This is a genomic window from Bacillus sp. JJ1503, assembly GCF_036965125.1.
GTDB lineage: Bacteria > Bacillota > Bacilli > Bacillales > Cytobacillaceae > Cytobacillus.
On the sequence record NZ_JBALOZ010000173.1, the window covers coordinates 1 to 12,090 of the forward strand.

Below are 12,090 nucleotides of genomic sequence, written 5' to 3' on the forward strand. Positions count from 1 at the left end.
GCTATTCTCTAAATTTCCAATTAATCAGGATATTAATGAATTCATTTTGAGAACATCATGTGTCTTAACCGAGGAGGAGTTTGAAGATCTTTTATATATAATAAGGAAGAAACCCGTCAAAAGCAGGGGAGTATATCCGGAGGAAAAGTTCCGGAGAGAGCAAGCAATAATTTATTTACTTACGCATGCCTTCGTGTATATGAGCTATCCAATGTGAAAGTACGGAGCTCGCCGACAACAGCAACATTACGACAACGAGCAGGTATCTGAAGGATTCATACAGTGTTTTGGCGGATGTATTGGATTCTTTGTCGAAGTTTTAGAAAAAATAAAAGGATCTGGAATAATATCCAGACCTTTTATTTTTAATTAAAGGAATAATTTTTTTGCACTTGTTAAGATTATTAATACTTTTTTTGTAATTCAACTACATTTTGCATAGTCACCCATTAATGCCAATGCACTTATGCTTCACGTGTTAAGGTACAAGTGCTACCACAATAATGTAAAACTTTTCGGGTGCAGTAACATAGACAAATCAGTGAAGATCAATACGGTTAGTTCCCCCTCTGATTCACAACAAGTTTACCCAATATTTTCTCATAAATTATCTTTCCTATTCCGATTCTACTTCCTTTGTTAGTAAACTTTTTTCATAAAATTAGGCTTCCGTTTTTCTAAAAAAGCGGAGATTCCTTCATAACCTTCTGAAGTTGAGGCACTTTTGGATATCTCTAAGGACTCATATTCCATCTGTTCTAATAGTGAGTTATTAAAAGATTCATAAAGAAGAGCTTTGGCTTTTCCTAAAGCTTCTGTGGCGCCTTCTACGAGATTAATTTCAATCTCTTTTACCTCGCTTTCTATCTCTTCTTCTTTACATACCTTGGTAACTAACCCCCAAGATTCTGCCTCTTCAGCTGAAATCATTCGATTTAAAAGTGTTAATTCCAAGGACTTCTTCATTCCAATTAAACGAGGTAAAAAATAACTAGATGCACCATCCGGAGTCAAACCAGCTTTAGTATACGCCATAACAAATTGAGCTTTTTCAGAAGCAATCACTATATCTGCAGAACAGATTAAGCCTATTCCCGCTCCAGCTACGGTACCATTCACAATAGCAATTACTGGCTTCTTCATACTTACAAAATTGTTAATTGCTTTGTGTAAAAAAACGGTTACCTCTCTTAAATGAGCAGTAATGTTAGCCCCCGTATCAGCAAATGACGCAAGGTCACCTCCTACTGAAAAATGCTTTCCATTACCTTCTAAAACCACTACTTTAACTTCTTCGTTATTTTTATAATATTCAGATACCTCGTATAATTCTTTCGCTAATTCTAGTGTTATTGAATTCCCTTTATTCGGTCTATTTAACTTAATTTTTCCGACATTATTTGATATTTCTGTAATCAATGTACTATAGTCTTTCACTTGATCCACCCCTGAGTAAGATTTTTTAAACTTTTACTACTTCACCTCGGTTTCCAAAGTTAAAAGCTGCTAAGTTGCCTCTATTGCTTTTTATTTGATTTCTTTGCATCAATGTTGCTTCTTTATCTATTTCTAGTGTCACTGGTTTAAGCACTACTCCATATGAAGATCTGGCTTTGTCAATGCTAGTTAATCCTCTTTTCACATCTAAACAAACCTTTTCTGGTCCACGTTCAATAGGATCTCCCCATCCACCACTACCACCTGTAATGAACAAAATTTGATCTCCTGGTTCAACTTCAATGTTGTCCACCTTAGAAGCCAACGGGATTTTAGTCCCATCTTTTTTAATTAGTAGTTTTGAAGATGAAGAACCTGGTTCTCCACCATTAATTCCCCAAGGTTGCAGAGTAGCACGATCATCATGAATGGAAACGGTACCACGTGCAAGGCAGGTATAGAGTTTTTCATTGCAATTTCCACCCCTATGGAGCCCAGCACCTCCAGAATCAATACCGGTACGATAGTATTCTACACGCAACGGATAATAGGTTTCGAGATACTCAGTTGGAATATTTACAAATGCTGGCCACCATGAGTGTCCATCAAGACCGTCACCTATTGGTCGACCTGGTAACCCTCCATACATAACTTCCATTAGATTAAAATAGTTATTCTCTTCATCATAGCCGGAGTAAATAAAATACGGACTAGTCCCATATCCAGCGGCAGGGCTATTCTGGGGTGTGTTAATAGATAGTACTCCGCTTAGCACATCAAACAACCGACTTAATGCGTGGGTACGACAACCAAGAGCAGCTGGTTCAATTGGTCTCATTAAAGTTCCTTCTGGTGTTTCTACGTGAAGTACATCATAGAAACCATCATTAAAATTGATAGCTGGATCAAATACTGAAATTAAGAAGGCACCAATAAACATTTTAAACATTGGTTCACTTAAAAAATAGTTAATCGGCCCAGGCGATTGTTTATCTGTTCCAGTCCAGTCAAAATAAGCTTGGTCTCCATTACGCCATATAGTAAGCTTCATTTTAAAAGGACCATTCCCTAAACCATCATCATCAATGTAATCTTCGAACGAAACTGGTTCCGTTGGTAAAAAGTTTTGAATCAATTGACGCATCATTTTGTTAGTACGCTCTAACAATGCATCCAATGCACCAAAATAAGCTTCTACACCAAATCGTTCACATAGTTCTTTTACACGCTTTTCTGCTGTTCGACATGAGGCAACAATTGCCATTAAGTCACTGTAGTTTTCCATTGGCGTTCTTGTGTTAGCTTTAATAATTCTAATAATTGCTTCATTTAATACACCTTTATCATATAGCTTGACTGGTGGATAACGAACACCTTCCCCATAAATTGAAGTTGCCGTTACAGGCATACTAGAAGGAACTGGGCCGCCAACATCCATTACATGCCCGAACATTGATGAATAGCCAACAAGTTTATTTTCACTAAAAATAGGTAATATAATCATCCAATCATTAACATGAGAAATCGAACCTCCACAACTATATGGATCACTTACAAAAATAACATCGCCTTCATTAATTCCTTCTGGAAATTGCTTTACGACTTCAGGAACATGTGAACCGAAGTTTCCTACCACCATCTTACCTTCTGAATCTGTGATCATCGGGAAGCAGTCATGCTGCTCTCTGATTACTGGAGACATAGCTGACCGAAATAACGTTACATCCATTTCTTCTTTTATATTCTTTAAAGCGTTTTCAATAATGTCAACGGTAATGGAATCAATTTTCGTCATTATAAATCTCCTTTCTTAATAAGGATGTTCATATTTTTATCAACTTCCGCTGTGTAACCCGGTAAGACTAATGTAGTTGTATCCTTCTGACTAATGATAGCTGGACCTTCCAACTTATTCTTTGGCCTTAATAAATTTCGTTCATAGATAGGTGTATTAACAAACTCTCCATTGAAATAGGCCTCATGATCCTCGTCTATTATTGCATGAGTAGCGTCTTCAGTTCCTTCATCTGAAAGTGGGATGGACGGGGACAAAACTTTTCCAATTGCCACGGCTCTAATGTTCACAATTTCAACTTCTGTTTCCATCTTAAATCCATAAATTTGTTCATGGATTACATCAAAACGCTTTGATAAAATAAGTGGTCCTTCTTTTTCTAACTCTTCTATAGTCACCTCCATTGGGATCTCGTGACCCTGTCTAAAATAACGTACATCTACTTCAAACTTAATGTTTCGTTGCAACACTTGAACTTTTTCTTGTTCAAGCCATTCATCACATTCAAGATGAAGTTTATTTAATTCAGAAATGAGGATAGTTCTATCAAGTTGACTAATGGTTTGAATATATGTTTTTGAATACTCATTTCGAATATCAGATTGTAAGAATCCTAATGCCGATAACACTCCTGGTGTAGGCGGAACAATCACTGGGAAACTTCCTGTTAGTTTTCCTAGAGCATTTGCGTGAAGTGGACCTGCTCCACCTAAGGCAAGAAGTGAAAACTGACGGGGATCATACCCTTTCTCTACCGAAACTACTCGAGTAGCTCCATACATATTCTCATTCACAATATCGTATACACCTTGAGCAGCACGGTAAATATCAGTGTTTAACTTTTCAGCCACACTTTCTAGTGCTTTCTTTGCAGCCTCAACATTTAACTTCATTTCTCCACCTACAAGGCTTGGTGGTAAATAACCAAGTACAACATTGGCGTCAGTAACTGTTGGTTCTTTTCCACCTCGATTGTAGCTTGCTGGTCCTGGCTCAGAACCTGCACTCTGAGGTCCTACACGAAGTGCACCTGTTAGAGGGACATGAGCAATAGAACCACCACCCGCTCCAATGCTTACTACTTCTAGAGACGGAGATTTTACTGGAAAAACCCCTACTTTGGTTTCACGAGATACACGTGGTTTCCCATCAAAGGTTAACGAAACGTCAGTAGAAGTCCCTCCCATATCAAAGGAAATTACATTGCGATTCCCAGTCTGAATACCTATCATTGCAGATGCTGTAACACCACCTGATGGTCCAGAAAGCATTGTATGAACTGGACGTGAAGAAGCAGCTGGTATACTCATTAATCCACCATCTGAACGAACAATACTAATACGACTATTAAGTTTATGGTCCTTCAGTTTAATTTGTATATTACTTAAGTATTTTTGCATTGAGGGACGTACATAGGAGTTCATAACAGTTGTAAGTGTTCTTTCATACTCACGGAATTCAGGCAAAATATCATATGAAATGCTAACTAGTATATTAGGGTTAATTTCTTCAGCTATTTCACGAATCCTTTGTTCATGGGTAGGATTAGCATAGGAGTTTACAAGACTAATAGTTAAACTTTCAACTCCTTCATCGTAAAGTGATTGAATCTCCTTATATATGTGTTCTTCATCAAGAGCTATGAGGATTTCTCCCTGAGCAGTTATTCTTTCTTTTGCTCCTCTTGTATAAACAAGATCAGCAAGAGGGTCTGGTTTTAAAAACCCCATCCACGCACTGATAGGGGCAGGTGTCCATGATCTTGCAACGTGTAAAATCTGTTCAAACCCTTCAGTCGTTATTAGACCAACCTTGGCTCCTTTTCCTTCCAGGACAGCATTCGTTGCTACAGTTGTTCCATGAATAATTGATTGAACCTCAGAGATATCTACATTGTTTTCATCACAAATTTTCTTAATTCCATTCATTAAACCTATCGATTGATCTGAAGGAGTTGAAGGAGTTTTTGTTCCAATAATTTCACCAGTATTCTCATTTTGAAGAACAATATCAGTAAATGTTCCTCCTACATCAACTGCTACCCTATACATATGCTAATCCTCCTAAAATTAATAAAATCAAATATCTCTTATAAACCTTTAATATATTCGCATACCTCATTGACACTAATTACTTCACCATACTTAGTCTGTATGTCATATAAATTTGCTCGGTGAGCCTCTTGAGATCGATCACCTACGCACTCTTCAGGCACTATCGATCTGTATCCATGTTGAAGGGCATCAACAACAGTAGCTCTAATACAACCCGAAGTTGTACAACCTACAATAATAAGTGTGTCTATTTGTTTATATGAAAGGATAGAGGACAGTGATGTTCCAAAAAAAGAACTCGCATACTTCTTTTGAATAAGTGGCTCTGTTTCATCTCTCCTTTCAAGACGCTCATCTACCTTAATCCACTCACTTCCATGCAACAAACATTTCAGTGCTGGAACCTTATCAATAAAATATCCACCATCTTGATAATGAGGTTCATACACAACTGTAGTAAAAATCACTGGAATTTCATGAGCTCTTGCTTCATCAAGTAGTTTCTTAGTTCGGTTAATTTCATTATCTAAATTAGATCCTAGCTTACATTCTGGATCTGTAAAGCCGTTTATAAAATCAACTACTAGGACTGCAGGTCTCTTTCCAAAACTGATATTTTCTCCAAATCCTTGGAATTTCTCTGTCATGAAATCCTCCTTTAATAAATTTTTCGGTCTTGTAAATCTATCATTTCTTTAAAGCTTAATTTTAGTACGGCAGACTTTATAGTTTTGGTAGTGTGAAAAAATCTTTATTCTCACTGTAGTTTCCCGCGAGCCTGCCAAGTGGCTGTAATTTTTCCAGATTAACTTTATAGTTTCCTAAATAATACTCATCATCAATATGGTAATGGATCATCCTTCCAATAATTAAGTGGTCACTGCCAAGTTGGATGATTTGTTCTAGTTTACATTCCATGTGAATCGGAGCCTCCTTTACTCGTTTCGGTTTTACCAAATAGCTATCAATCGGGGTGAGTCCGGACGCTTCAAATTCGTTCACATGACTCGGAAGGTTCTCCGAGCTTTTTTGCATTTCGTTAACGAGTGGAGTCGTTACAATATTAATAACGAATTCCTTTTGAGAACGTATATTCACTAATGTATCCTTTTCCGTACCTTCTCGCTCTCCGACACCCGGTCCAATAGAAATACATAACATAGGCGGATTTCTCGAGGCTACTGTAAAAAAACTGAAAGGTGCGAGATTGAGCTCGCCTTCTTCCGAGGTCGTAGATACCCAAGCGATTGGTCTTGGTACAACCGCCCCGGTCAATAATTTATATACCTCTTTATTACCCAGTTTAGACGGATCAAATTCCATATTGTAAATCTCCTTCCAAATCAATATTTTGCATTAAACTGCGGCATTGCTTCTTTTATTTATAATGGAAAGGTAGCTTAACATTGTAAAAACAATAACCATTATCCCTGTGATCAGCAGCCATCCATTTGTAAAGCTTCCGGCTTGGTCGACCATCAATCCAAAAAGTGGAGGAACAATCATAACCCCGACCGAGCCTAAAGTTAAGCTAATACCACTTGAAATCCCTGATTGCTCTGGCGGTACCAACTCACTTGCAAGGTTCATCCATATTCCATTGAATCCCGAAACGGCGAAACCAAAAATCGCAATGATAGGCACCATCACCCAAAAAGAAGCGGAAGGGATAAATGCGATGGTCATACTCGAAACGGCTGTTAAAAAAGTAATCATCATTAAAATTATTACTCGTTGGCCATTTAACAAGCGATCGCTTATCATCCCCCAAACGATTCTCCCAAGTGTACCGCTTACTTCTGAAATCACTAGGAGCATTCCTGATAAAAACAAGGAGATTCCAAGCTTTTCATAGGCAAATAAAACAATATACGTATTTAAGCACATTTGAGAACCGTTCAACCCCATTGCACTTAAGCTTACGAGCATTAAAGGTTTGTTTTTCAGCATATTAAACATTGATTTATAGAATATGCCCAAATCTGAATGAACCTTGGACTGCTTTTGTTCTGGCGGATCTCTATAAAAATAATAGGAAAGTACCCCGCCAAACAGCAAAAGAATACAAGCAACTAATAGGACAGGACGCCAACCAAACTTCGCACTCAAAGGAAGTAAAAGAAGTCCGGCAAGAGCAGAACCTGCAGTTACGCCGGTTTGCTTAATCCCCATAGCGGTACCACGCTGCCGGAGAGGAAACCAATAGACGATCCCCCTGTTTGTAACTGGATGCATAGAACCATAACCGACTCCACCTATCACCACAATTATTATGACCATCCAGAAATTCAAGAGAAAAGTCATTGATAAAAAGCTAATCCCTAAACATAAAGCTGCCACTAAAAGCAATTTCCTAGAACCTATCCGATCAGTCAGATATCCGGAAGGAATGGAGGCCATGGCCTGGCCAAAAAAAAGAGCCGCGGGTAGCATGCCAATTTGGGATTTTGATAAAGAAAGATCCTCCCCTATTAACAAACCTAGCGGCCCAATACTCCTCCCTACAAAGGCAACCATTAACTGAGCCAAAAATAGGAAACCTAGCATACGCCATGGATCAGCTATAGGAATCGTTCTATGTTTCACCATTAGATTACTCATAAGCTACTCATCTCTTTTTCTAAAGACTGACTCCCCATTACCCAGATTTACGTTACTGCCCTTTATGCTATTGCTCTTAATAAATTCAACGACTTTAAGTCGTATTACAGAATGCAGGCAACCGAATTTATTGCGATATTTTTATGACAATATATGAACCCAAACTCGGTTATTTTGAATTATGATAAATTCATTTTACGCTTACCAATCTTTAATTCGTTCTTTTCCTGCCAAAGAAGAAACAAGTAAGTAAAGAAAAATGCAATAAAAATAATAATGAGGATCAGCGCCAGTATTTTTGCCGGTTCATTAAGCGACATATAATGAACTAAACGGTGTCCTAATCCTTCATAGGAAGCAAACATTTCTGCCAATATTAATCCTAAAAAGCAAAGACTGAAACTCATACGAAGGCCGACTACTAATTGAGGCATAATTGCAGGGATAAGTATTTGCCTTGCTTTTTGCACAAAACTCATACGGTAGGACTTTGCTAACTTAAGGTAAATATTAGGAACCGTTCTCGTTGCTTCCATACAGATGATCATGATGGGAAAGATTCCGTGAAAAGCAGAGAATGCTACTCTTCCTTGAATTGTTAATCCAAAGATTAAAAGAAAAATTGGATATAGTGTCACTTTTGGAATCGAATATAATCCTAATAGCAAGGGAGAGATTGTTTTTGTCCAAAAAGAACTTAATCCAATAAAAAAACCAAGAGTTACACCCAATATGGCTGCAATTAAAAAAGAGATTAACAGAGTTATAAGAGTGTTACCCATATCCCCCAGCCAAATCGTTGCGTTTTTGCCTAAATCAGCAATACTTTGCCAAGGAGAAGCCATAGCTGGCGCTCCTATGATTTGATAAATAATCTGCCATAAAAGGATAATTACTACGGGGACCATAAACCTTCCAATTTTATACCACTTTTGATCTGAAGTAATTGATTTCATGAAACTCTCCTCTCTTTCAATGTAGGCTTTTTGTTAGGCTATTACATATTTCTTCTGTACACCTTATTTTCGATAAAGCCAAGGACGATATTAACAATTAAAGCGATCATGATTACAAGGAGAACTGAACCATACATCCCATTAATATCAAAATTGTTATAAGCATAAGAAATAGTATAACCTAATCCGCGAGCAGACAAGATAAACTCTGTTGCGAGCACACCAATAATAGAATAGGCCGCAGCAAGTTTAATTCCTGTGAAGATAAACGGCCATGCTGCCGGAAAATAAATATGCAACAGCATTTGGCGGAACGAAAGATTGAACGAGTATCCAACCTTTACAAGAACCTTACGAATTTCACGGAAACCAATTGCTGTATTAGTAATCACTGCTGGCATTGAAAACAGCAATCCTATAATAATGACTGGTAATTGCCCCACACCTAAAACACTAATAAAAATAGGATATAAAGCAAAAAAAGGAATCGCATAAAATAGCATTAAGTACGGTTGAAGAACATGATGAGCAAAATCTGAACGCCAAAGTATGATTCCAAAAAGAATTCCAAAAATCACCGCTCCAATAAAGCTAGCCAAAATTTCCAAAGCTGAAAGGCCAAAATGATTTATTACGTATTCTGGATTACTTAAGTTTTCTATCATATTCATAAACATCGTAGAAAAAGGGATAAAAGTAAATGGGTCCAGCCATAACATACGTGTAGCAATTTCATATAAAACTAATAAACTGGTGACTATGAGAATTTGGACAACTTTATGAAGACTCATTGTCCTACCACCTTGTTTTCCTTGTATTCGATTACTGATTTTTTCGTTAAAGATTCTTCCTCTAGGCTTGACCAGAGTTTTTGTGTGATTTCTGCAAATTCAGGAGTTGTCAAAGCATGGGCATCACGCGGTTTCGGCAGCGAACTTTCAATCAGATGCTTAATTCTCCCTGGTCTAGCGGACAAGACGACAATTTTATCTGATAACAGAGCAGCTTCCTGAATACTGTGAGTGACAAGCACTACTGTCGCTTGCGTTTTTTCTACAATTTTAAGGAGTTCTCCTCCTAGTATCAGTCGGGTTTGTTCATCTAATGCTCCAAACGGCTCATCCATGACAACAATTTCTGGCTCGGTTACTAATGTTCGCGCAATAGCCACTCTTTGCCTCATTCCACCCGACAATTGGTGAGGATATGAGTTTTCGAACCCTTTTAAACCTACGAGCTCAATCATTTTTTTTGCCTTTTCTCGATACTCTGCCTTTGGTCTACCCTGCATTTGAAGTCCAAACTCTACATTTTCTGCAACAGTTCTCCAGGGAAAAGTAGACTCTTCTTGAAAGACAATTCCAATGGACCTTTGGGGACCATTTACTGCTTCTCCTTTGATATTAACCGAACCCGAAGTCGCCTGCCGCAGTCCAGACAATACCTCTAATAATGTTGTTTTGCCACATCCGCTTGGACCAACAATCGAGATGAATTCCCCTTTCTCGACTGTAAAATTAATATCCTGTAAAGCGACTACATCTTTTGAGTCGCTTGTATACACTTTTGTCAGATTCTCAACTTTCATTAATGGTTCAGCCATATGTATCCTCCCCTTTGTTCTAAGATTTATAGTAATTACAGCGGTTATTCAAAAAAAGGAAATCATATCTAACCGCTGTAATCATTAAAGAACAATTATTTATTACTTTCTAGTAAGGATGGATCCAATCGTTGGTCTTCAGGAAGGAAGTCCATGTTCAAAATTTCTTCCCAGACGATTTCCTGACCCTCTTTTAATGTATTGGCAAGTTTCATACCCTTGATTACATTATTGATAGAATCTACTTCGATTTTGCTACTCCAATGTTTCGCTTCCTTTAAGCTGATAATTGCGGCTATAGAAGCTGCTTCGTCAATTTCTGCGGACTTAGCAAAAATCTTACCTGCTTCTTCAGGATTAGCGTATGTCCATTCTACCGATTTCTGATAGGCAGTAAGAAAGCGTTTAACAAGATCTGGGTTTTCCTTAATCACCTGCGGACTAGTAATAATCACACTTTGTTGGTAATGAGGAACAAGGTCGGATACGCGTAACAATTCATTCCAGTCATCTTTTTGAACTGAATAAGCCGGTTCTAACAGTAGTGATGTGTCCACTTCTCCTGCTTTCAATAATGTTAACCCTTCACTCACCCCACCTGAAGCCACTAGTTTCAATGATTTCGGATCAATTCCTGCAGCATCAAAAACAAGTTGGGAGGTAGTCTCTGTCACTGATCCTGGATTCGTAAACGCCCATGTTTTCCCAACAATATCTTCAATTTTTTTAATATCTGAATCTTTTCGTGTAACATAAACTACATCACCGACACTTTGTACTCCTCCGCTTACAATTTTCAACGGGGCACCCGCCAAATATGATTGGAAGACTGCAGACGCAGACACATCACCGAACGGAAGATCTCCAGATAAAACATTCCTTACTGTAGTTCCTCCACCACTGCTTCCAATGATTTTATTAATTTTAATTCCTTCTTCTTCAAAAAATCCTTTCTCCATTCCTACATCGTATGGCACTGCATACAAGCCAGTCGGGTAATGCGTAACAGAAATATCAATTTCATCGATTTTTTTCTCACCTTTACCATCTGTAGTTGTTTCAGTCGCTGAGTCTTGTGTATTACACCCTGCAGCAATCAACATTAGAGACAAACTCATAGCAGCTAACTTACTCAAGTTAATCATTTTTTTCCAATTCATAATAATCCTCCTCATTTTTTCAGGATAAGAGATAATTTGTATTGCTGCTTTGTTCTTTTTGATTTGAATAAATTGATTCCAACTGGCTTTTAGGTTGTTTTCCGCTTACATTAAGAGTTTTGTATAAACATATTGGAATCAAGACGATAATAGATACTCCTGTTTTTTTCAAATAAGGCAATTTGTGTTTCAAATTGTAAGGTAGAGCCGATTTCGTCCAGTCCTTTAATCAAGAGCTCTTTTCGGTATGGTGTTATTTGAAAATGACCAATAAATCCATCATTATCTGTTACAATTTGATTTTCTAAATCTATCGATAGCTGGTAACCATTTGAGTCGGCCGTTTTTTGAAATAACAGCTCCACTTCTTCTTCCCTTAATTCGATTGGCAATATTCCGTTTTTAAAGCAATTGTTATAGAATATATCCGCGAATGTTGGCGCAATAATCACTTTGATGCCATAATCCACTATTGACCATGGAG

General features: G+C 37.8%; 11 protein-coding genes and 1 pseudogene. 1 reads left to right on the forward strand and 11 read right to left on the reverse strand.

Going from position 1 to position 12,090, the window contains the following annotated elements; translation table 11 throughout:
- Nucleotides 1-64 precede the first annotated feature (64 nt).
- A pseudogene (locus V7149_RS26540) lies at nt 65-190 on the forward strand (tyrosine-type recombinase/integrase); the annotation flags it as partial.
- Nucleotides 191-639: 449 nt separating this feature from the next.
- Here V7149_RS26540 and V7149_RS13930 read toward each other — a convergent pair.
- The 11 genes from V7149_RS13930 to leuD all read right to left on the reverse strand — a co-directional run.
- The gene (locus tag V7149_RS13930) at nt 640-1,437 is read right to left on the reverse strand and encodes an enoyl-CoA hydratase/isomerase family protein (protein ID WP_335346220.1); all 798 of its coding nucleotides are present in this window, start codon (nt 1,435-1,437) and stop codon (nt 640-642) included.
- A gap of 25 nt (nt 1,438-1,462) precedes the next feature.
- A complete protein-coding gene (locus tag V7149_RS13935; RefSeq protein WP_335346221.1) occupies nt 1,463-3,232 on the reverse strand; it encodes a hydantoinase B/oxoprolinase family protein in 1,770 nt (589 codons plus the stop codon).
- Nucleotides 3,232-5,283: a hydantoinase/oxoprolinase family protein gene (locus V7149_RS13940; RefSeq protein ID WP_335346222.1), complete on the reverse strand. Its 2,052-nt coding sequence runs from the start codon at nt 5,281-5,283 to the stop codon at nt 3,232-3,234. The genes V7149_RS13935 and V7149_RS13940 overlap by 1 nt, the downstream gene beginning before the upstream one ends.
- A 38-nt stretch (nt 5,284-5,321) precedes the next feature.
- Nucleotides 5,322-5,933, reverse strand: a complete 612-nt coding sequence (locus tag V7149_RS13945) for an isochorismatase family protein (RefSeq protein WP_335346223.1) — start codon at nt 5,931-5,933, stop codon at nt 5,322-5,324.
- A gap of 76 nt (nt 5,934-6,009) precedes the next feature.
- Complete coding sequence (locus V7149_RS13950) at nt 6,010-6,609, reverse strand: flavin reductase family protein (RefSeq protein ID WP_335346224.1); 600 nt, start codon at nt 6,607-6,609, stop codon at nt 6,010-6,012.
- Between the two features lie 33 nt (nt 6,610-6,642).
- The gene (locus V7149_RS13955) at nt 6,643-7,887 is read right to left on the reverse strand and encodes an MFS transporter (RefSeq protein WP_335346225.1); all 1,245 of its coding nucleotides are present in this window, start codon (nt 7,885-7,887) and stop codon (nt 6,643-6,645) included.
- Nucleotides 7,888-8,066: 179 nt separating this feature from the next.
- Nucleotides 8,067-8,843 (reverse strand): ABC transporter permease, encoded by a 777-nt coding sequence (locus V7149_RS13960; protein ID WP_335346226.1) that lies wholly within the window; start codon nt 8,841-8,843, stop codon nt 8,067-8,069.
- Nucleotides 8,844-8,884: 41 nt separating this feature from the next.
- The gene (locus tag V7149_RS13965; protein WP_335346227.1) at nt 8,885-9,634 is read right to left on the reverse strand and encodes an ABC transporter permease; all 750 of its coding nucleotides are present in this window, start codon (nt 9,632-9,634) and stop codon (nt 8,885-8,887) included.
- Nucleotides 9,631-10,446, reverse strand: a complete 816-nt coding sequence (locus V7149_RS13970) for an ABC transporter ATP-binding protein (protein ID WP_335346228.1) — start codon at nt 10,444-10,446, stop codon at nt 9,631-9,633. Before V7149_RS13970 ends, V7149_RS13965 begins: the two co-directional genes overlap by 4 nt.
- A 95-nt stretch (nt 10,447-10,541) precedes the next feature.
- Nucleotides 10,542-11,606 carry an ABC transporter substrate-binding protein gene (locus tag V7149_RS13975; RefSeq protein ID WP_335346229.1) on the reverse strand — a complete coding sequence of 355 codons (1,065 nt, stop codon included), beginning with the start codon at nt 11,604-11,606 and terminating at the stop codon, nt 10,542-10,544.
- 110 nt (nt 11,607-11,716) lie between these two features.
- Nucleotides 11,717-12,090, reverse strand: a 374-nt coding sequence (gene leuD, locus V7149_RS13980; RefSeq protein ID WP_335346230.1) for a 3-isopropylmalate dehydratase small subunit, incomplete at its 5' end; no start/stop codon positions are given.